Consider the following 21,830-nt stretch of genomic DNA (forward strand, 5'->3'; position numbering starts at 1 on the left):
AAAGATGGCTCAGCATCTGAATGGTGGCAGGGTGGACAATTTACCGCGACATATGCTCATTGCTTAAATCCAATAGAATGAGATTATTATCGTTATGCTGAAGCGTTTTGTTTGTTGCTAAAATAACTGATGATGCCATTAGAAATGGCGGATGCAATTTTGTTGCGGAATGCCGTTGTGCCTAATAATTTTTCCTCCTGTGGGTTGGTAATAAAAGAGGTTTCAACCAGGACAGATGGGATATAGGGTGATTTAAGTACAGCAAAAGCTGCCTGTTCTGTATGGTTTGAATGCATATGGTGGACAGGAGAAATGTGGTGAACTAAATGTGATCCCAGTAAAAGACTTTCCCTGATGGTTTCAGTCTGTTCCAGATCGAAGATGATTTTGTCGAGATACTTGTCTCTGTGAATGATTTGTTTTCCAGCAATATTATCAGCAGCATTCTCACTTTTGGATAGATACCTTGCCATAGCACTGCTGGCTCCCCGTGTTGAAAGTGCAAAAACGGAAGCGCCATGGGCTGCAGGACTTGCGAAACCATCGGCGTGAATGGACATAAATAGATCGGCTTTGTGTGCATGGGCAATCTGTACGCGATCGTATAGTGGAATAAATGTGTCATCCGATCGCGTCTGTAGTGCATTAATACCGTGGTTATTGAGAATGGCTTTTATCTTAAAGGTTATATCCAGTACTACATGTTTTTCCAGAGATCCTTCACAACCCACTGCGCCGGAATCAATACCCCCGTGTCCAGGATCTAGCATTATCGTAAATTTGCTACGCCCATTTGTTGGGAGGGAGGAATGCTTATGACTTAGCTGAGGTCGCATATGTGCATATGTCAGCGGTATAGCCAGTGTATTGGCTGCGAGGGCCGCTAAACCAGTAAGAATAAGTTTTCGCCGGGTAATGTTGGTGTTCAATGTTGACGCCTCATGCTGAATAATTTGTTATGTTATAACGTTATAAATTATTTAAGGTCGAGGACTTGAATGTTATTTTTTGTTGCTTCGGGTTACTTAATATTAATCATTGGAAAATCACGAGGCTCCCAATGTATTGATAAATTAGATTTTTAATACCCATCACTACCTCTCATCGCTTGAATCATGATGACATCAGGCGTCCAAGTATGATCGTAATCTGCAAGAGCACTGCTGATTAGCCCTTGTCCCATTTGTTTACTTTAAATCCTGAATTATCAAACAGGACAATGGAGTCCTGCTGGAAACATATTGATATAGATCCTTTCAAAAGATAATTATTCTCATTACTATTGGTTATGTTATAACGTAACAATTGAGGGTGTACCGAGATTTAGAATGAGTCTATCCATTATTCGATGACTTATTCTGGGGAGGAATTATGTCAACTGAACATATCAAAGAAGAAAAACTCAACATTGGTGCTGTGCTGGCTGTATCACTTAGTACTGTGATTGCGATGCTGGACAGCACTATCGCAAATGTTGCCTTACCTGTTATTGGCAAAGATTTTGCCGTCTCAGAAGCTGCATCCATCATGATAATCAATGCTTACCAGTTTGCTGTGGTCGCTTCATTGCTGGTATTCGCTGCATTGGGAGGCAAAATAGGTAACAAACGTATTTTTATTCTTGGAGTGATTTTTTTTGCGCTTTCCTCGTTAGGATGTGCACTTTCTGAAACACTGATGATGCTGACGGCTTTTCGCGTCATTCAGGGCTTTGGGGCTGCGGCCATTCTAAGTGTGAATGCGGTGTTGATTAAAGAGATCTATCCTGCCCGGTTGTTAGGTCGTGGATTGGGGATTAATGTAATGGTGGTCTCTGTTTCCGCAGCGGCGGGCCCGTCAATTGCTTCAGCTATTATGTCAGTTGCGAACTGGAACTGGTTGTTTTCTATTAATGTACCGATCGCTTGTATTTCATTGCTGCTCTGTATTGTATCGTTCAAATCGACGCAACGTACCGAAAACCGGTTTGATAAAGCGGGTGCGTTGCTGGTTTTCCTGATGTTCGCTTCGTTTTCAACGATGATGCTGGGTCTGGCGAGGAACAACGTGTTAGACGTTATCCCAAGCTCGATTATTCTAGTCGTGCTGGCAATCACTTTGTATCTGAATCAAAAAAGAAAGATTACTGATGCTTTGATCCCGGTTGCGATATTTCGCAACAGGACATTTTCTCTGTCGTTATTAATGTCTTTGTTATCATATAGTACGCAGTTACTGGCATATGTCTCCTTACCATTTTATTTTCATAATGTATTAAACCGCAATGTCGTTGAAATTGGCATGCTGTTAACGGCATGGCCGCTGGCGACAATGTTGACGTCATTGGTCGCGGGTGAACTAATCAAAAAGTTCGAGCCCAACCTGGTAGCATTTACCGGACTATTACTACTTTTGATAGGCACTCTTTTAATGACATGGCTGCCCGTACAACCCTCGAATCTGCAGATCCTCTGGCGGATCGCTATTTGTGGTTTTGGTTTTGGACTATTCCAGTCCCCTAATAATTTTCTCATTATGACTTCGGTCCCACATGAAAATAGCGGTATTGCCAGCGGATTATTAGGCAGTTCACGTCTGATTGGGCAGATTATTGGTTCTGTGCTGGTGGCGTTTTTCTTTAATAACTTTGGGCGTAATGTAACAAATATTAGTCTTTCCGCCGGAGCATTGTTCTCATTTATGTCTCTGGCGGTGAGTTATCTCCGCTATAAATCTGCTTCTCATGACGTTGGTTTTGTTAAGAAAGTAATATAAGTCTTTCAATAAAATAATCATGTGATGCTATTAAATTACAATTCATTTAACTCATTGAGGTGCTAAGTATGCTTAATGGAAAAATATTATTCTCATTATTCATATCATCGATAATATTATTATCAACGGCAAGCTATGCCAATAGTAGTGAGGTGAGTAAGACGATAAATGACCAAAATATGAAAAATACTGAAGAAATACCCATAAAATTCAACCGTATTATTATCACCGGTAATTGCCCCTTTGGTGTAATTATGGCAAATGATTTGGCATATAAACATGTTGTGGGCGTAGGACCTTGGGCTTTTCTGCATTCAAACATGAAACTTCTCAAGGATATGAAGCCAGATATCGACCGTATCACTACTGACTTTATTAATAAAGACTATGTTGTAAATATGGAATCCTTACTAAATTTACAACCAGATATTATTTACTATTATGGTAAAAATCAGAATGATAATCTGGAGCGGGCAGGGATCCCAACTATTAATCTTGATGCTGGTGGTGACACGAAATTTGAGCCAGTAGTAACGCAAACGTATTGGGAAAACGAATTTAACCAGACGCTTGGTTTACCTCACAGTCACAAATTTTCGGATGCATGGAAGAGAAGCCTCAATGAGGCAAAACCATATGCCGAGAAGATCAAATCACAACATATTCGGGCATTATATCTTGAGCAGAGTGATGGGAAAGAGCTCAAGGTGAGTGGGCCGAAAACATATGGTGATACCTATCTTAAGATGGCGGGGATGGAAAATGTAGCAAGTGATCTGGTGGTAAAAGGGGATGCTGGCAGGTACATTAATGTTTCAATGGAGCAAATAATTCAGTGGGATCCCGATGTTGTATTTGTGGTCTTTGGTAGCGCGAAGGATATTCTTAATAATAAAAATCCCGGGCAAGACTGGCATAATGTTAAAGCATTCAAAGATGGGAAGATATTTTCTACACCCGTAGGACTACATAATTGGGGAGGATTGTCTGCTGAGACTTCGCTATTACCATTGTTTATGATTAATAAATTTAACCCTGACTATATAACAGATGCAGAATTGAAAGTTGCAACGCGGTTACACTATAAAAAAGTGTTTGATTATGAAATTCCGGACGCTCTATTAACCGATGAGTTAAGACAGCGGTAATAAAGTAATTCGGCGCATAGGTTTTTATTTTTAAAGGTTAGTTATGCAGGAAAGACAAAAATACCGCATGCTAATGTGGATTTCAATCGTATTGTTACTGATTGTGGCTATGATTTCTTTGTTCATAGGTCGCTATACATTATCTTTCCCCGAAATAATGACGGAGGTATTACATGATAATGGTCACCGTTGTTTGAGCGCAGGATTCTCGGTTATATGCAATCTACGGTTGCCAAGGATTATTGCCGTCATGATGGTAGGGGCAGGGCTATCAGTAGCAGGCGTGACGTATCAAGCGGTGTTGCGAAATGCACTGGCTAGCCCGGATGTGCTCGGTACATCTTCCGCCGCAGCGTTCGGCGCAGCACTTGGGATACTGCTAGGTTTTCCACTACAACTCAGCGCTTTTTCCTCTTTCTTCTTTGGCATTTTCAGCCTTTTATGCGTGATGGGACTTTGCCATTTCAAGAAAAACAATGGGGAGCTCACGACTATCCTGTCGGGCATCATAGTGGCTTCGGTGTTTATGTCTTTTGTATCAATCATTAAATATGTTGCCGATCCACAGGACGAACTCCCGGCTATCGTCTTCTGGCTTATGGGGAGTTTCGCTTCTCTGGTCAAAGAGCAGGTTTATGGACTCATCCCGCTATACATCATTTGTTATCTGGTTATCTACAAACTTCGATGGAAAATCAATGTTTTGTCTTTGGGAAATGATGAGGCCAAAATTGCTGGAATGAACCCACAATTGTTGAATACAGTTTTGCTAATCACAGCCTCAATTTTGGTGGCAGCATCAGTCACCATCGCTGGCGTGGTGGGCTGGGTTGGTCTGGTTATCCCGCATCTGGTTAGAACGCTGGTCGGGTACAACCATAGCAAGCTGATCCCGGCTTCGGCTGTATGTGGTGCGTTGTTTTTATTGGTCATCGACAACATTGCCAGGACCCTGACTTACGCAGAGATCCCCATTGGAATACTTACTGCTCTGGTTGGTGCGCCTTTATTTGCTGTACTGTTCATCATGAGTAACCGATATGATCGAAGTGAATAATCTGACGTTCGCGTTCAAAAAGAGTAAAACCGCCTTTAACAATATCAGCTTCTCCATTGATGAAGGTGAAGTACTGTGCGTACTAGGACCGAATGGTGTTGGTAAAACAACATTGCTTAAAACGGTTACCGGTCTGTATCAGCCGGTTAGTGGTTCATGTCATATTGGCCGAGTGGGAAACCGGAAAGCTCATATGGCGTATGTTCCGCAGGCCAAACGTGTTCACTTTTCTTACAACGTACTCGATTTCATCTCCTTTGGATGCCCGTTACGGGGCGGAATGCTGGCATCTCCTGGAGAGAGGGATATCGAAAAAGCGGCGCAAATATTGTCGGGTCTTGGTGCTTCATATCTTGCAACCAAAGATGTTAACCAGATAAGTGGAGGTGAGCTACAGATGTGTTATATCGCGAAGGCGCTGGTCTCAGAGCCGGACATCCTTGTGCTTGATGAACCTGAATCAAATCTTGATTTTAATAATCAGTATCTCATTATCAATTGGTTGCACACGTTGTCGCGGGAGAAAAATGTTACTATTATCCTGAATACGCACTTCATCAATCATGCAAATAACATTGCAGATAAATGTCTGCTAATGGGCAAAGATAGTTACTGTTTTGGAACTACACAGAGTGTCTTACAAGAATCTCTCCTCGCCGATTATTTCCACGTCCCCGTCAAACGTTGTCATTTTGAACACAACGGAATACAGAAAGAATCATTTATTGTTGCATTGTGAAAGGTAGCCAATGTCGCGGTGAGAACGAGAAATGGGCGATTATGATTTAAGCCCAGTCGGGCTTTACGAAGCTACTGGTATTAAAAATTATAATATGTCGTTCTGATTGAATAACCCGCATGCGCCAAGTGAATCTACGACGCAGCGTTTTTGCTTTTTGCTGGAGAAAGCAAAAAAGCCGCATCAGTCTGCACTGATACGGCTTTGATTTATCAAGACTATTAAATCACTAGCCAGCTAGAAGCGTCGTTTTTCCTCTCCCCAGTATGTAGGGCGGTACATAGCATTTGCGGCAAGTATCCAGATAATCCGACCACCACTGCATCATCGCCTTTCTTGCTTCCAGATGCTCTGCTCTGTGAATATATGCCTGACGTACGGAGTTACGTTCCTGGTGGCTCATTTGCCGTTCAACAGCATCCTGTGACCATATACTGGATTCCATAAGGGCACTGCATGCCATTGTCCTGAAACCGTGACCGCAGATTTCCATTTTCGTGTCCCAGCCCATCAGGCGTAGTGCCTTGTTCACTGTATTTTCACACATGGGTTTATACGGGTTATGGTCCCCGGGGAACACGAGTGCATTATCTCCTGAGATATTCTTAATCTTTTTCAGAATCGCGATCGACTGATGTGAGAGGGGGACGATATGAGGCCTGCTCATTTTGGCTCCACGACCAGAGTAACGCACTCCTTCAATAGCTTCGCGCGTGGCGGGTATTGTCCAGACCTGGTTTCCGAAATCAATTTCATGCCAGCGGGCAAAACGCAATTCACTCGAGCGAATGAACAGATGCAGTGTTAGCAGGATGGCAAGGCGGGTGAGTTCACGGCACTGCTGAAAACTCTCAATGCTCTCAAGCAGTTCAGGAAGACGCTCCAGTGGTAGAGCGGGGTAGTGACGTTTTACTGGTGGAGCCGTCACGCCGTCAAGGTTTGCTGTCGGATTAAAATCGATTAATCCATGATGTACGGCGTAGCGCATGATATTCCGGAGGTGCTGGCGTGTACGGGATGCAACTTCCAGTAGACCCTTTTCCTCAATTCCTTTTAATAAAGTGATGAAGTGACGGGGTTTCAGTTCTGAAACTGACATCGTACCAATGACCGGGAATATATGATTATTCATGCTGGCGAGCAGACGGTCAGCGGTGTTCTGTGACCATTTTTTATTGCTCTTATGCCACGCCAGTGCCACGTTTTTAAACACTTTCTTTGGTATACGAGAACTGCGTTCAGCTGCTCGCTGCTCTGCTGGATTGATGTTCAGTACCAGCATTTTGCGAATACCTTCACGTTGACTACGGGCGTCTGAGAGGGAGATGACTGGGTAGGCGCCGAGTGCAATACGGGATTCTTTACCCTTAATACGGTACTTGAGATACCAGTGACGTGAACCGCTAGGTTTGACCAGGAGATACAGCCCGTGGGAATCGGAAACTTTAAAGGGTTTATCAGATGGTTTGAGACTGCGGATTTTGGTGTCGGTAAGAGACATATGGGGTCACTCCATAATAGAACGAACCGGACCCCAGATTTGACCACCAATTTTTCCCGATGCGGAGGATAAAATCAAAATGCATCAGGAGAAGTTTTCACGCTAAGCTGTTGTATTAAAACCATACAGGCATTAATGAAGCTGCACGAAAACAAGAATTTGGCTCCTCTGACTGGACTCGAACCAGTGACATACGGATTAACAGTCCGCCGTTCTACCGACTGAACTACAGAGGAATCGTGTGAACGAGGCGCATATTAGCGAGGGGCGCGGGTGTTGTCAAAGGGGTAAATGCAATTGCGAGTTTGTTTGCTGACAAAATCAACAAAGCGGCGATCTTTCCCGCTTTTTAGATTGTTGCCCTATTCTGGTGCGCCACAGCAAGTGGTGGGGCAGAGGAAAAGACGGCTGCCAAGGTAAAGAATATTTATCATTGACCTCCAGGCCTTGTTTTACGGGCACTGAGCGCTGTGGCCCGTACTCACTCGAAACTGGCAAGCATTTTGCAAACCTGATGAACATGACTGCCAGCACGGGTTCTGGTATTCCGACAGGAGGCAAAATGAACTTCAGACGGCTGAAATATTTCGTAAAAATCGTCGATATTGGTAGCCTGACCCAGGCAGCGGAAGTGTTGCATATTGCGCAACCCGCGTTGAGCCAACAGGTTGCTACGCTGGAAGGCGAACTGGATCAACAGTTGCTGATTCGTACTAAGCGCGGAGTGACACCGACTGACGCTGGAAAGGTGCTTTATACCCACGCCCGCACGATTTTGCGGCAGTGCGAGCAGGCGCAGCTTGCCGTCAGTAATATCGGACAGACCTTGAGCGGCCAGGTGTCTATTGGCCTTGCCCCCGGGACGGCAGCGTCATCTATCACCATGCCGTTATTACAGACCGTGCGCGCCGAACTGCCAGAGGTATTGATCTACCTGCATGAGAACAGTGGAGCGGCGCTAAACGAAAAGTTGCTCAGTGGTCAGCTCGACATGGCCGTACTCTACGAACGTTCTCCGATCGCAGGTATTACTAGCCAGCCATTGCTAAAAGAGGATCTTTTCCTTGTCGGCACACGAGATTGTCCAGGGCAAAGTGTTGATTTAGCCGCTGTAGCCCAGATGAATCTGTTTCTTCCCCGGGATTACAGCGCGGTGCGTTTACGTGTAGATGAAGCATTTTCATTACGCCGTTTAACGGCCAAAGTGATTGGGGAAATTGAGTCTATTTCCACCTTAACCGCAGCGATTGCCAGTGGCATGGGGGTGACTGTTTTACCGGAGTCCGCTGCTCGTTCACTCTGCAATGCGGCAAATGGCTGGATGGCGCGTATTACCACCCCATCGATGAGTTTGCCGTTATCGTTGAACGTGTCGGCCAGGGGGAGTTTATCGCCTCAGGCTCAGGCGGTGAAAGAGATCCTGTTGTCGCTTGTCGGTAGCCCGGCACTGGAAAACCGTGAACTGCAGTTAGTGAGTTAAACCTTATTCCGTGCAGGAATAAGATGCAGGTTTTTATTATTTGTTATGCCGGTCATCAGACTTTAACAATAGCGTAATGTCTGATGTATCCGGAGTGTAGAGTGAATTTCCAGCAACTTAAAATCATCCGTGAAGCGGCACGTCAGGATTACAACCTGACGGAGGTCGCGAATATCCTTTATACCTCGCAATCGGGGGTAAGCCGCCATATTCGCGAGCTTGAAGATGAACTGGGTATCGAAATATTTATCCGCCGTGGTAAACGCCTGCTTGGTATGACCGAACCGGGTAAAGCCCTGCTGGTTATCGCTGAACGTATTCTCAATGAAGCCAGCAATGTTCGCCGACTTGCCGATCTGTTTACCAATGACACTTCCGGAGTGCTGACGATTGCCACTACCCATACGCAGGCACGTTATAGCCTGCCTGCGGTGATTAAAGCGTTTCGCGAACTCTTCCCTGAAGTTCGCCTGGAGTTAATTCAGGGCACGCCGCAGGAAATCGACGCACTATTGCAAAATGGTGGGGCAGATATCGGTATTGCCAGCGAGCGGTTAAGCAGCGATCCCCTATTGGTGGCTTTTCCATGGTTTCGTTGGCATCACAGCCTGCTCGTACCTCACGATCATCCGCTAGTCCTGACGTCCCCGCTGACGCTGGAGGCCATTGCTCGCTGGCCGCTTATTACTTACCGCCAGGGCATCACCGGGCGTTCACGTATTGATGAGGCATTTGCCCGCAAAGGATTACTGCCAGATATTATCCTCAGCGCGCAGGACTCTGATGTGATCAAGACCTATGTGGCGCTGGGACTGGGCATTGGGCTGGTGGCGGAGCAATCCAGCGGTGAACAGGAAGAGGGGACGCTCACCCGTCTTGATACCCGGCATTTATTCGATGCCAATACTGTCTGGCTTGGCTTGAAACGCGGTCAATTACAACGTAATTACGTTTGGCGATTCATCGAGTTATGCAATGCAGGGTTATCCGTGGAGGAGATCAAGCGACAAGCGATGGAGCCAGATGATGAAGTAATGATTGATTATCAGATATAAAAAAAAGCCCGCTTAGAGCCTATTCCATTAGGACTATTTTGCTTGCCATTTCGAACCTGGGCAGTGCTCAGAATCCTCACGTACTACGTGTACGCTCCGGTTCTTCCGCGCTTGAGTCAGTAAAATCAGCCCGGGTAATTTGGAATTGATTAAGTAATAATGTTCTATGGAATAAGACAACAGTTGGTTTTATGGAAAAAACACACTCTGACTCGTCTGTCACAAAGTGCAAGATTATCGCGACAGGAATTGCCTTACCGTCAACGTGCGTCACCTCTGCCGAACTGGATAGCAGATTCGGCAAAGCGGTGGGTTATGTGGAAAAACGTTGTGGTATTGTTCATCGTTATCACGCCTCTTTGCACGACAGCCAGGCGGGACTGGCGGCACAGGCGCTACAACTGGCGCAGGTCGGTGCGCATTTTATCCCGCTGGATCTGACGCAAGCCCGTCAAAATGACTGTATTCGGTTAATGACTGGCTGTGACGCGGTGTGGCACTGCGCCGCCAAATCCTCGCCCTGGGGCAAACAGGCGGAATTTTTCCTCGCCAATGTGCTGGCAACCCGCGTGTTGGCGCAGGCCGCCGGACATGCCCAGATACCGCGCTTTATCCATATTTCGACCCCTGCGGTCTACTTTGATTTTCAGCATCATTACATTCTGCCGGAAAGCTACCGTGCGCGCGCTTTTTCCAGCCATTACGCCAACAGCAAATTTCAGGCGGAGCAGGAAATTAGCGGTGCCGTCACCCGTTTCCCCGCCACTACCTTTGTGCTACTGCGCCCTCGTGGTTTGTTTGGTCCGCACGATAACACCATCGTTCCACGCATATTGCAGCAACTGCAGCGCGGTGGTGGGGTGTTGCGTTTGCCGCGTGGCGGCGATCTGCATACGGTCATGGTCATGCAGCCCATCCTCAGCGGCGATCCTGCACTGGAAAGTGTACTGGCCTCGACGGTGGGGCAGTTGCGTGGTGCGGCAATCAATCTGGCTATTTTTCTGTTGCAGGGGCTACACCCTTTGTTGCTGTGGGCACTGGTGATTCTGGCCTTTGGTGGTGCGACCCAAACGGCTCTGCTGCTGGGGGTATTAGCAATACGCCATCTGGCGATGCGTTACGTTCAGCGTGCGGTCGCGGTGGAGATCCCCTCGCATCCATTGTTGTCGTTGCTCTCTGAGTTACTTCAGCCTTTCCATTTGCTGAATGCGCTGGTGAATCGGACTATTTACTGGCGCTCGCGGCGGTATCGTATTTTCAGCAATGATTGGTTTACGTCGCTATGATAAAGCCGGATTTGCAGATTGCCTTTATTACTGGCCGTAGCCGTGCGGATAACTGCTCGCTCAGTCCCGCACAGGCAACGTTTATACAGCAGGTCGTCGGCCACCATCAGCACGTGGATGTGAATTTTCCGTGGACCGTACAGTCCGTGCCATGGCTGGCAACCGGCCTGCTGCGCGCCAGTGTCAACAATGCGCGGGAATACCTTGGCGCGCAGCACGTCAGCTTTGCCCTGCGCTACCGACAACAGGCGCTGGAGATGCTGGCGTCAGCAAGCCATACGTTGTTGCTTTCCGGCAGTTGCGGACTGGAACTGTTTAACCAACTGCACTTACTGCCAGAGTGGTTGGCGCGCGTCAGTGTTTTTGCTTTTGGACCGGTGGCGGGCCGCCGACCGGACTGCCATCACTTGCTGGTACAAGGCGATCAGGACTGTATTTCTCGTTGCTGGTTTCGCCAGGCAGACCAACGCATTGCCTGCAGCCATATGAATTATCTTGAACAGCCGCAACTGGCGGCGCTGTGTCGGCGGTTTATTGCTGATACAGGCAAACAGGGGGCGTAGATGCAGCGTTTATTTGATCTGATCCCCGCGGGTGTCACCCGCATTGATTTGCTGGCACCGCCGTTTTCCGGTCATTTACATCCGGTGCTGGCGATGGGGCGGGCGCTGTCTGAACGCTATCAGGTGCGGATTATTAGCACGCACGGCGTGGCTACTTCTGTTGCGGCGGCGGGGCTGATGGGGCTGTCTTTGCATGGTGATTACGATACGCCGCTGTTGGAGGTGGTGAATCCGAAATATGCGGTTGGCTCCCATCCGCTGCGGCTGTATCGGCAGTTTCGCCACGTGGTGGGGTTATTGAAAAATTTTGCCGATGAACTGGAACATCTGTGGCTGCGCGAAGGTACGCCGGATCTGGCGATAGCGGACTTTACACTGCCCATTGTCGGCGAAGTTTGTCGCAGGTTGGATATCCCCTGGTGGAGTAGTCTGCCGTCACCCTGTGTGCTGGAAACCACCGATGGCGCTCCTGCGTATTGCGGCGGGTTAATGCCCGCGCAGAACGCGATTCAGCATGGGTGGCACGCGCTCCAGCGTAAAAAGGTGCGACTGTTCAAACTGGCCGTGTTCTGGCTATTTCGCGACGTTATTCGCCAGACCGGTATCACGCGCCTGTACCGGCAGGATGGCAGCGAAAGCACTTACTCGCCGCTGCGTATACTGGCACTAAGCGAAGAAACATTCGAATTCCCGCGTCGCTGGCCCGCTGCGGTTAGTTTTACCGGCCCGGCGCTCTACACGCCGCCATCGCAAGGCGTTGCACCACCCTTTGAAGTAAATAAACGCCATGTGCTGGTGACGCTCGGTACACATCTGGACTGGCATAAAGATGCGGTAATGCAAGCTGTTATCGCGCTAGCAAGTACGTTGCCCGAGTGGGTTTTTCATTTCACTGATGGACATCATTGTGCAGCGGAATCGCAGCGGCAGGACAATGTCTACCGTGTATCCTGGGTGAACTACGATGACTGGCTAACGCACTATGATGCGGTCATTCACCATGGTGGTGCAGGAATAATGTGGCATTGCTTGCAAAAGAATATTCCGGCGCTGGTGTATCCGGTGGACTATGACCAGTTTGATCATGCTGCGCGGTTGGCCTGGCGTGGGAAAGGGGTCTGGATTAAGGATGGATTAAAAGGACTGGAAAAGGCGGGACCGTTGTTAATGGCGTTGGTTGATGCGCGTGATTCAGAATCGCGACAATAAATTCAACGAGATTGACCTGAATTACGATTGACTAAAGTGTGTGAACGTCTGCGATTATTAGCCCCTGATAAGGAATTTTATGCTGAACTGGATTTTTAAGGATAGTAAACTCACGCTACGGAAAATTTGCTTAGACAGCAAACTATCCACCTCTAAAAAAATACAAAAAATTGAGACGTACCTTGCTAATGGAGGGGATATCAATTTTATTGATCCCGATATTTCCCCTTGTAACGTTCTGGTTCCTCTCTCACGCAGTCCCGAGTCAGATATCTCCCTGGTACAATACTTATTCGATAAAGGGGCGAAAATTGAGTGCAATGGTTTTAGCGCCTTTCATTCAGCTATTGAGTTTAATAATACGGCGTTGGTGAGGTTTTACCTCACTTTAGGTGCCGATCTTTATTATCAAAATCGCTACAATAATTGTTGGCTTAATTACCTTTATCACCCCGAGCCACAGTATACCTACCAGGATTATCAACGCAGAGATATGATTGACCTTCTGCTTGACGCTCATTTAGATATCAATAAGCCTGTGAGTTTTTGGACCAATGGTGAATTTAATCTTCCGCTGGAGATATTATATTCTGAAAGAAGTAAAGACCTTTTTATACATATCATAAATAAAGATATTGCGCTGGATATCGAAGCGTCTGCGCTAATCGAAAATATTATTTTTGCGAGTGAGTTTTGGGGGCTTGAAACCTTTGCGCCGTTGGTGAAACGGTTTCCTGACTTTAAAAAAGAACGCTACATTATGGCCAATGATAGCAGTTTTTGGGATGACGCCAATTTGTTGGAATTGTGCGTTTATGCCAACGCACAGGACTTCTGCGAATATTTACTCGACAATTTGCCACAACTGAAAGCCGATTCACGCGCCAAAAGTCTGGTCTATGCGGCACTGAAATCTAAGTTTGATTTGAGAATTGTCGAGAAACTGCTTAAGGTGACCGTCGATATCAATCGCATCTATAAGATGACGCCACCAGAATCTTACCAGGCACCGTTGATCAGCCAGTACCTGGACAATGACAAATATACTGACCCCGATCAACGTGACTACATCTATCAGGCTCTTGAGCTGTTACTTAAATATGGCGCTGACCCCAATAGTGAATTTGTCAATACAGGTGAATCCTATGAGATGTTGATTTGGTCAAATTTACGATTACTGGTCTTCCCCATGGTAAAAAACAGAACGTTTTTACCCCAGTTTCTCGATCTCTTTTTACAGTATGGTCTCGATATCAATAAGAAATTTGGTGCTGTGGAAGAACCGACCTTACTGACTATCACCCAGCGTGGTTCATGGAAAGAAGATCAAGAAACGATCATTCAGGTGATGGAGTATTTGCTACCTAAGGGACTCGATTTAAACCTGACCAATATTTACGATACTAACTTTGTCTCAGCCGCGGCTATTTCTTGCCGCAGTCAACTCCTTGAATGGCTGATTAACCAAGGGGGCGATATTCATACCCATTGTGGTTTCGATAACTCGCCGATATTACATAAAGCGATTTCTACCTACTCTATAGACGCAATAACCGGCCCAATACGGCGTCAAACCGTTCAGTTGCTGTTACAACATGGCGCAAAACTCGAAGAGTTTTCAGTCGATGAACGATTTACACCGTTGATGTGCGCCTGTTACTACGGTGCTCAATCCTGTGTCGAACTGCTCCTGGAGCAAGGGGCAAACCCGCATGTGAAGAATGGTGAGGGTTTCACACCTGCCCTGTGCGCCGTCACCGGCGGTGTCTCAAATGAATTTCCCCGTTTTGAATCCACGGCTGTGCGGATCCTGAAGTTATTACAGCAGTATGGTGCTGACCTGGCCGTAGAGAATTGCCGTGGTAACAGTCCACTCGTGGCGGCAATCGAATTGGATCATAAAGAGATATTTGAAGCACTTCTCCAGATGGTGCCGTATAGCCAGGCACAACGTGAACACGCGCTTGTCTTTGCAGAGCCGGAGAGCTATTTCCACCGTCGTCTACGCCAATATATCAACGGCGAAACGGCGCAAGAGGTTACGTCACTCCCAACTGAAGAAGAAAGCGAAGTAGTCGAGCCAGCCTTACCCCATACCGAAGTTAAAGCTGGCGTCGGGGCAGGAGAACCACAGCCGTTCGTAACAAAAACCGGACCAGAGGCCAGCAGTGCGGCATCGGATAAACTTCATCTTCCGACGATTATCGAACTTAAAGCCAAAGTGCAGAGCTTTTTTACACTGATCGCCCGTGATCCTGACGTCACGCCTGCGCAGTTAAACGGTATTGAAGAACAACTCGATCTGTTAATTGAAAAACTGGATACCTTCAGCTTTTTTCGCAATCAAGCGACCAAAGAGGAATTTGAAGAGAGTATTCAGGAATATCTTGATGAATCCGTCGAGCAAATCAACACCATCATTAATGATGATTATCCGGCGTTGACCGAGGCGTTGGTCGATGCCGTGTGGGTGATTTTACAGTTCTACTGCGTTGATATCGAGATTGAAACCGCACTCAGAAAACGTTTCTGGTAACGTTTCATTTTCGAATAGAGCTGTCTGGCTGTGGCTGTGGCGGTGGCTGGGTCTGCTTGTTAAATCTCGTGAGAGACTGCCGAAAAGCGGTCCGGCGATTGTGAGCACTGATCACAATCGCCGCATGGATCTCTTCGCACTGCTTTTTCTCTTTTCACTTTGCCGTCACTACGATACTTGAGATACCAGTGACGTGAGTCGGCCCGGTTTAATCAGAAGATACAGATCGTGAGAGTCAGAGATCTTAAAGGGTTTATCAGATGGTTTGAGACTGAGGATTTTGGTGTCAGTAAGAGTAAGAGGCATATGGGGTCACTCCATAGTAAAACTAACCGGACCCCAGATTTGACCACCAATTTTTTCCGATGCGGAGGATAAGATCAAAATGCATCGGAAGAAGTTTTCACGCTAAGCTGTTGTATTAAAACCATACAGGTATTAATGAAGCTGCACGAAAACAAGAATTTGGCTCCTCTGACTGGACTCGAACCAGTGACATACGGATTAACAGTCCGCCGTTCTACCGACTGAACTACAGAGGAATCGTGTGAACGAGGCGCATATTACTGACCTCACCATGACGTGTCAACAGTAAAATTAGCACGTCATTTCAATTGGTTAATTAATCCTCAAAATGCAGTATTAATGCACATTCGATGAGCGATTATTCTCATCTTCCCGGTTATCGCGTAGTCGTTGCAGGGGATTCTGCCGATAAAACTGGGAAAAACGCTGCCATAGTGCAGGAAAACGAGGCGCAAATAATTCGGGTGCACTGAAGTAATATTCAGATAACACGGCAAAACATTCGGCAGGATCGGTCGCAGCATAGGCGTCTATACTGCAAGCGGTTTCACCCACCAGGTCGACTTCATCCTGAATGTTATTCATAGCAGCATGCAGATCGTGTTCCCAGCCAGCGATATCCCGCAGCGGGATCGCCGGAATACCGCTGGCCCGATCGCCATTACGCATATCCAGCTTGTGCGCCACTTCATGGATAATCAGATTAAAACCCGAGGCATCGAAGGAGTCCTGAATATCGAGCCAGTTCAGGATAATTGGACCCTGCTGCCAGCTTTGCCCGGACTGAACAACGCGTTGATTATGCACCAATCCAATGTCATCCTCCCATTCATCATCCACGACAAACGGGGCAGGGTAGATCAGAACTTCATGAAAACCATCAAGCCACTCGATACCCAATTCCAGAATGGGCAAACAGAAAAGCAGAGCAATACGCGCACTTTTTAGCGGATCCAGTTCAAGTCCCTGCAGTGCAACTAACCTTTTTTGCTGTAAAAAACGCTCAGCCAGCGCGATAAGTCTGGCTTGTTCTTGCTCAGTGAGATTCACCAGAAGAGGAATTGCCAGGGCGTCATCCCACGGCCAGTCATCATTCCGGGTTGTTTCTTGCTCTTTCCAGGGCCACTTAATCATCGTTTTGCTCGCAAACTCGTCACTTGAACGAAATTGACGGAACGGGGTCTGTTAAAATGCCAAATTACCTGGCATTATGGCAACCGCCAAAACGGAGAGATGCCAGAGCGGCTGAATGGACCGGTCTCGAAAACCGGAGTAGGGGCAACTCTACCGGGGGTTCAAATCCCCCTCTCTCCGCCACAATTCAAACACTTACAGCCCCATCATTCAAGGACACACATCACACTTGGAATTACTTGGAATATTCTCCGGTAAAGGGGCGTTCAGTGTCGGTCAAAGTTTGACCTTTCTGTCGTAGATGAGCACCTGTCCTTAAGTCTTGTGTCCAGAAAAAAGCTGTTTATCTCGACTATCTCCTCGTAATCTGAAATCCCTTTAGCCTTAAGGTCATGAAAGGTGAAATCGGTCAAAATGCCTGACACTTGGCCTGCATGGTTTCTTGTCTATACCTTCATTTCGTTAAAACCTTTGTACATGTACCGATTACCGTACTGGTTGCTGATCTCGTAGGCTGATTTTGGTCGCTGTCGGGCTTTTCTATCGCAGCCCGCTACTCTGAAAATATTTCCAGCCAGCTAAAAGATAAGTTGACTGCTACAATACCGGGAGAGTCGAACGGCAAAGAATATTTTGCTTATTATCACTGTCCATGCCTTAATGAACTCATCATTTCGATATACAGCAAACGTAAACATTTTATCGGCCAGTCCTCATTACCAGGTACTATCGCTGATACTTTTTTTAGTCTATACGTTTGTTGTTCCCTTCATCATGTGAAATTGGAGTAATTATGTCCTCAAGAATCAGAGGCTTGGTAAAATGGTTTAAGGAAGACAAAGGTTTTGGTTTCATCTCTCCGCTTGATGGAAGCAAAGATATCTCTGTTCATGTTTCGGAACTTCAGGGCGATCATTTTAAAACCCTGTTTGAAGGACAGAAGGTGGAGTACACAATTTATAACGGTAACAAAGGTCCCGCTGCTTCTAAAGTAATACTTTGTGATAAATAGATATACGCGATCGGCAATATAGCTAAGGCGTTAGGTCTGAGAAGGTAGAATTGTAAGCTTTTCTGGAGGAAAAACCTTTTAAAATCAGGCTGGTAACTTTTACATCTTTACAGGTGTGCAGAAGCGCAGACCTCCCGTATGCATAGTATAAAAGTAACCGTTAATGGGCTGCATAAACAGTAAAGAGCGCTTATGCTCAGACGGTCTACAGCAGCATCATTGCTTTGAGTTTTTATTTGCCTAAAAACATTGTTATATGTGAGGGCGTTTAATTAATTTAACGCTCATCCTATCTGCAAGAAGGCATCTGCATCATTTTAATGACTTGAACAAAGTACTGCAAAACGGGCAGACAAGTTGAGAACCTTTTTGGACACGACTAAAACTATGTTCTGAATCTTTTGAACAACTTGGGCATGTGCATTTGACTAAGTAATTACGATTAGTTTGTGTTTTTTTACGAGTGGACATAGGGATTTCCTGCTGCAAGGGATTATAACGATACATGACGATTTTGAAATTATTTGGAATACAATTTCTTTTGGCAAATAAACTACAGGTATAGTCTGTAATGAGGCTGGTAATATATGAATGAAATATATTCGCCGCATTATCTGGATTAAAGGTTTAAATTATTAAGCCATGCAATAATATAGGATGTCAGTGTTATTATAATTACACTAACAATAAACCCGCACTGGGCGGGTTCATTTTATTATCAGTAGAGATTAACTACTCAGACTATTGCCTTCATCGCTATCGTAAGCACTACTGATAACTAGCGGGCATTACAGTGGAGTGACGTTTCCAGCTGCAGGGCCTTTAGCGCCATTTTCAATGGTGAAGGAGACTTTCTGACCTTCATCAAGTGTTTTAAAATTGTCGCTCTGGATAGCAGAGAAATGTACGAATACATCTTTGCTGCCGTCATCAGGGGTGATAAAGCCAAAACCTTTATCTGCGTTAAACCATTTTACTAAACCAGTCATTTTATTAGACATAGATATTTCCTTAATTTATGAGCCACATAAGTGCGGCGACGATGGCCTGTATTTAGAGAGTTACTTATTTGGCACTTAGGAGAAGACTCATGAAGAAGGGGTATCTGTAGATAGCTCTTGAACTGAGGACTGCTTTACTAAAACTGCTTTCATAAGGTCTGTTTTCCAAACCGATGTCGTTATTAAGACATATTAAAATTAATTCAGCAAGGTATATGTTATTTATTTTAACCATTTAAACGCCTGGGTGGCTGAATGGCTGACTGATAAATTCCAGAATATAACTAGTGTGGGTGCTACCTGGCACGCGACAAGAGGCATTACACCCTACTCATTTAAAGTACCCGTCCTTCTGCCACTGTGGCTATACCCCTTACTGAAAGCCTATCATTTTGTTGTTGGCTTTTACGATCACTTCCACATCGCCATCGCTGACGTTAATCAGATTGGTGGATTAGACGTGCAGAGTTGGCGCGGATTTCTCTGCCCCTATCAGCGGTCACGAAAATCGGAGTGGGGCAACTCCACCAAGGGAGAGAATCCTCCTCTAGCCGCCATTATTCAAACGGTTAACTCAACTCCTCTCACGGCAGGTCTCACCGATGTTTTTTCTTTGAATATCCTCACAAGTTTGTCTCTGTATTGCCTGCCTGGCGCGAAAATACGCTTCGTATAAACAAAAAGCCCGCTTCATATGAAGCGGGCTTGCTGCGTATTGAGCAGAATTAGAACTGGTAGACTAAACCAAGGGCAACGATGTCATCAGTTGCGATGCCATTACTTGCATAGAAGTTGTCGTCTTCGTCCAGCAGGTTGATTTTGTAATCAACATAGGTGGACATGTTTTTGTTGAAGTAGTAAGTCACGCCAACATCCACATATTTGACCAGATCTTTGTCGGTGTAACGAGGGGTGCCATTGCTATTGTGATCCCAGCCGCCTAAGTCAACACCTTTAGATTGCAGGAAGGAAACCGCAGGACGCAAACCAAAGTCGAACTGGTACTGAGCGGTTACTTCAAAGTTCTGGGTTTTGTTGGCAATACCGCCTTCTAATCCATCTCCTTTACCATATGCAGTCATATTGCGAGTTTCAGCATACATGGCCGCCAGGTAAATGTTATTAGCGTCATATTTTGCACCGATGGTCCACGCATCAGCGGTTTCACCGCCAGCATAGCTATTGGCATGACTACTGTCGCCACGGCCACGTGCAACCTGGTTGTCAGTACGATCGGAACTGGAATATGCAGCACCCAGGCTTAAACCGAAGTCGAAATCGTAAGAGGTGGACATACCGAAACCGTCGCCATTTTCACGCGCCAATTTACGGTTCTCACCATTGCCGGTACCTTCGCCGGAGCCCGCGCTTTCGTTGTTACCTTGATACTGCAGAGCAAAGTTCAGACCTTCTACCTGACCAAAGAAACCTTTGTTACGGTAGGTTGCCACGCCGTTGGTGCGGCCGGTCATATATACGTCGGTCTGAGTGTAGGTATCGCCACCAAATTCTGGCAGCATATCGGTCCAGGCTTCTACGTCGTAGACCACGCCGTAATTACGGCCGTAGTCGAAGGTACCGTTTTCACCAAAGCCTAAGCCGGCAAAGCCCAGACGAGTCCAGGAGTTTGCGCCTTCGCCTTCAGCATTGTTGGCCATAACCTGATATTCCCACTGACCGTAGCCGGTGAGCATATCGTTAATCTGGGTTTCGCCTTTAAAGCCCAGACGTGCATAGGTCTGATCGCCGTCGCTGCCAGCGTCATCAGAAAAATAACGCAGGCCATCGACTTTGCCGTACAGATCCAGTTTGTTGCCATCTTTATTATAGATTTCTGCCGCATTTGCTGCGCCTGCAGCTAATAATGCCGGGAGAAGAAGTGCCAGAGCTTTTCTTTTCATTATGTATTCCCTTATGATAATAATTGATGTGAATATGTAGTTCTATCCAAAAGACTACGTTTTGATACTATTCTATGAAGTTCATTTATTTTAAAATATAACGTGTAACAAATCTATTTAAAAGATTTCAAAATATTTCTGTTTGGGTTTTTGTTATTTATTTAATATGTTTACGTGTTTCATATTTACCATATAAATGATTTATTTATCACCAGGTTATGAGTTTTATGTTAATTATATTGAATTTTGATTTTATATAAATTTAATATGTTTATGTTGATTGTATTTATAATTTTTAGATTCTGGTCCTGGCCCATAATGATTAATCATTTGATGTTATAGAATGGGTGGGTTAATTTATACGGTGTATATATGGCCGTAGCGCTCGCGAGGAATAGCATGGATTTACAGTACTGGCAGTCGCAATTTGAAGCATGGTTACGTGAAAATCACCTCGGGCAGGATGCAGCCCATGACATCTTTCATTTTCGTCGTGTGTGGATGACGTCACAACAGTTGGGTGCTGATGCAACCATCGACTGGCTGGTGGTGCTGACAGCCTGCTATTTTCATGACCTTATCAGCTTGCCGAAAAACCATCCTGACCGACATCGCTCGTCGGTACTGGCGGCGCAGGAAACCTGCCGCGTATTGACACAGTTTTTCCCCACATTTCCAGAAGGCCGGCTGCCGGCGGTAAGTCATGCCATTGAAGCACACAGTTTTAGCGCAAAAATTTCGCCAACCACGATCGAGGCCAAAATTGTTCAGGATGCTGACAGACTTGAGGCGTTGGGGGCCATTGGCTTAGCTCGCGTATTTGCGGTTTCTGGCGCGCTGGGGGTGGCCCTGTTTGATGCGGAAGACCCTTTTGCACAACGGCGCGAGCTCAACGACAAGCAGTATGCACTCGATCATTTCCAGACCAAATTATTGCAACTGCCGCTGACGATGCAAACGGCGCAGGGACGGTATTTAGCGCAGCATAACGCTGATTTTTTGCTGACCTATATGGCGAAATTAAGCGCCGAGTTAAAAGGGGAGTATGAGGAGCTGGATCTCACCGCGATTCAGCCCTTTAAGGCGCATCGGTAGCCTGCACAGCTGAAACGTAAACACCTCTGTTTTATGTTAACCTGTCGCTAATC

18 protein-coding genes, 3 tRNA genes and 2 pseudogenes are annotated in these 21,830 nt (G+C 46.2%); 13 read left to right on the forward strand and 10 right to left on the reverse strand.

Going from position 1 to position 21,830, the window contains the following annotated elements; genetic code table 11:
• Positions 1–92 precede the first annotated feature (92 nt).
• Positions 93–929: an N-acetylmuramoyl-L-alanine amidase AmiA gene (gene amiA / locus FCH32_RS12255; protein ID WP_174360977.1), complete on the reverse strand. Its 837-nt coding sequence runs from the start codon at positions 927–929 to the stop codon at positions 93–95.
• Between the two features lie 442 nt (positions 930–1,371).
• Between amiA and FCH32_RS12260 the strand changes: the two genes are divergently transcribed.
• From FCH32_RS12260 to FCH32_RS12275, 4 genes are all read left to right on the forward strand, one after another.
• On the forward strand, positions 1,372–2,754 hold the full coding sequence (locus FCH32_RS12260) for an MFS transporter (protein WP_174360978.1): 1,383 nt from the start codon (positions 1,372–1,374) through the stop codon (positions 2,752–2,754).
• Positions 2,755–2,822: 68 nt separating this feature from the next.
• Positions 2,823–3,902 carry an ABC transporter substrate-binding protein gene (locus tag FCH32_RS12265; protein ID WP_244958417.1) on the forward strand — a complete coding sequence of 360 codons (1,080 nt, stop codon included), beginning with the start codon at positions 2,823–2,825 and terminating at the stop codon, positions 3,900–3,902.
• Positions 3,903–3,945: 43 nt separating this feature from the next.
• The gene (locus FCH32_RS12270; RefSeq protein ID WP_174360979.1) at positions 3,946–4,959 is read left to right on the forward strand and encodes a FecCD family ABC transporter permease; all 1,014 of its coding nucleotides are present in this window, start codon (positions 3,946–3,948) and stop codon (positions 4,957–4,959) included.
• Positions 4,943–5,698, forward strand: coding sequence for an ABC transporter ATP-binding protein (locus FCH32_RS12275; protein ID WP_174360980.1), 756 nt, complete (start codon positions 4,943–4,945; stop codon positions 5,696–5,698). Before FCH32_RS12270 ends, FCH32_RS12275 begins: the two co-directional genes overlap by 17 nt.
• Before the next feature lie 229 nt (positions 5,699–5,927).
• Here FCH32_RS12275 and FCH32_RS12280 read toward each other — a convergent pair whose 3' ends face one another.
• Positions 5,928–7,199: a tyrosine-type recombinase/integrase gene (locus FCH32_RS12280; RefSeq protein ID WP_174360981.1), complete on the reverse strand. Its 1,272-nt coding sequence runs from the start codon at positions 7,197–7,199 to the stop codon at positions 5,928–5,930.
• Positions 7,200–7,359: 160 nt separating this feature from the next.
• Positions 7,360–7,435: transfer RNA gene (locus FCH32_RS12285), tRNA-Asn, on the reverse strand.
• A 326-nt stretch (positions 7,436–7,761) separates the two neighbouring features.
• Here FCH32_RS12285 and nac point away from each other — a divergent pair.
• The 6 genes from nac to FCH32_RS12315 all read left to right on the forward strand — a co-directional run bounded on the left by nac (position 7,762) and on the right by FCH32_RS12315 (position 15,328).
• Complete coding sequence (gene nac, locus FCH32_RS12290; protein WP_115258850.1) at positions 7,762–8,679, forward strand: nitrogen assimilation transcriptional regulator NAC; 918 nt, start codon at positions 7,762–7,764, stop codon at positions 8,677–8,679.
• Between the two features lie 101 nt (positions 8,680–8,780).
• On the forward strand, positions 8,781–9,734 hold the full coding sequence (cbl, locus tag FCH32_RS12295; protein ID WP_115258849.1) for an HTH-type transcriptional regulator Cbl: 954 nt from the start codon (positions 8,781–8,783) through the stop codon (positions 9,732–9,734).
• Positions 9,735–9,925: 191 nt separating this feature from the next.
• Positions 9,926–11,020 carry an NAD-dependent epimerase/dehydratase family protein gene (locus FCH32_RS23220; protein WP_244958418.1) on the forward strand — a complete coding sequence of 365 codons (1,095 nt, stop codon included), beginning with the start codon at positions 9,926–9,928 and terminating at the stop codon, positions 11,018–11,020.
• Positions 11,017–11,583, forward strand: coding sequence for a hypothetical protein (locus tag FCH32_RS12305; RefSeq protein WP_174360982.1), 567 nt, complete (start codon positions 11,017–11,019; stop codon positions 11,581–11,583). Before FCH32_RS23220 ends, FCH32_RS12305 begins: the two co-directional genes overlap by 4 nt.
• Positions 11,584–12,792 carry a glycosyltransferase gene (locus FCH32_RS12310; RefSeq protein WP_115258846.1) on the forward strand — a complete coding sequence of 403 codons (1,209 nt, stop codon included), beginning with the start codon at positions 11,584–11,586 and terminating at the stop codon, positions 12,790–12,792.
• 79 nt (positions 12,793–12,871) lie between these two features.
• Complete coding sequence (locus FCH32_RS12315) at positions 12,872–15,328, forward strand: ankyrin repeat domain-containing protein (protein WP_174360983.1); 2,457 nt, start codon at positions 12,872–12,874, stop codon at positions 15,326–15,328.
• Positions 15,329–15,477: 149 nt separating this feature from the next.
• On the opposite strand, the pseudogene FCH32_RS12320 reads toward FCH32_RS12315, so the two are convergent.
• From FCH32_RS12320 to mtfA, 3 genes and pseudogenes are all read right to left on the reverse strand, one after another.
• Positions 15,478–15,634, reverse strand: a pseudogene (locus FCH32_RS12320) (Arm DNA-binding domain-containing protein); the annotation flags it as partial.
• Between the two features lie 160 nt (positions 15,635–15,794).
• Positions 15,795–15,870 (reverse strand) — tRNA-Asn (locus tag FCH32_RS12325).
• A gap of 100 nt (positions 15,871–15,970) precedes the next feature.
• Positions 15,971–16,768 (reverse strand): DgsA anti-repressor MtfA, encoded by a 798-nt coding sequence (mtfA, locus tag FCH32_RS12330; RefSeq protein ID WP_135912245.1) that lies wholly within the window; start codon positions 16,766–16,768, stop codon positions 15,971–15,973.
• Between the two features lie 93 nt (positions 16,769–16,861).
• Here mtfA and FCH32_RS12335 point away from each other — a divergent pair.
• Positions 16,862–16,951 (forward strand) — tRNA-Ser (locus FCH32_RS12335).
• A gap of 93 nt (positions 16,952–17,044) precedes the next feature.
• Here the strand turns inward: FCH32_RS12335 and FCH32_RS12340 are convergent.
• Positions 17,045–17,307, reverse strand: a pseudogene (locus tag FCH32_RS12340) (site-specific integrase); the annotation flags it as partial.
• 254 nt (positions 17,308–17,561) lie between these two features.
• Here FCH32_RS12340 and FCH32_RS12345 point away from each other — a divergent pair.
• Positions 17,562–17,780 (forward strand): cold shock domain-containing protein, encoded by a 219-nt coding sequence (locus tag FCH32_RS12345; RefSeq protein WP_096757531.1) that lies wholly within the window; start codon positions 17,562–17,564, stop codon positions 17,778–17,780.
• Positions 17,781–18,092: 312 nt separating this feature from the next.
• Here the strand turns inward: FCH32_RS12345 and FCH32_RS23130 are convergent, their stop codons facing one another.
• From FCH32_RS23130 to ompC, 3 genes are all read right to left on the reverse strand, one after another.
• Positions 18,093–18,287, reverse strand: a complete 195-nt coding sequence (locus FCH32_RS23130) for a YnfU family zinc-binding protein (RefSeq protein WP_324187046.1) — start codon at positions 18,285–18,287, stop codon at positions 18,093–18,095.
• Positions 18,288–18,568: 281 nt separating this feature from the next.
• Positions 18,569–18,781 (reverse strand): transcription antiterminator/RNA stability regulator CspE, encoded by a 213-nt coding sequence (gene cspE, locus FCH32_RS12350; protein ID WP_096757530.1) that lies wholly within the window; start codon positions 18,779–18,781, stop codon positions 18,569–18,571.
• A 725-nt stretch (positions 18,782–19,506) separates the two neighbouring features.
• Entirely contained in the window at positions 19,507–20,682 is a 1,176-nt protein-coding gene (gene ompC / locus FCH32_RS12355) for a porin OmpC (RefSeq protein WP_117341893.1), read from the reverse strand.
• 399 nt (positions 20,683–21,081) lie between these two features.
• Here ompC and FCH32_RS12360 point away from each other — a divergent pair, with 399 nt between their 5' ends.
• Entirely contained in the window at positions 21,082–21,777 is a 696-nt protein-coding gene (locus tag FCH32_RS12360; RefSeq protein WP_174360984.1) for a phosphohydrolase, read from the forward strand.
• The last annotated feature ends 53 nt before the right edge of the window (positions 21,778–21,830 follow it).

The sequence above is a fragment of the Citrobacter gillenii genome, from assembly GCF_013337685.1.
GTDB classification, from domain to species: Bacteria; Pseudomonadota; Gammaproteobacteria; order Enterobacterales; family Enterobacteriaceae; genus Citrobacter; species Citrobacter gillenii.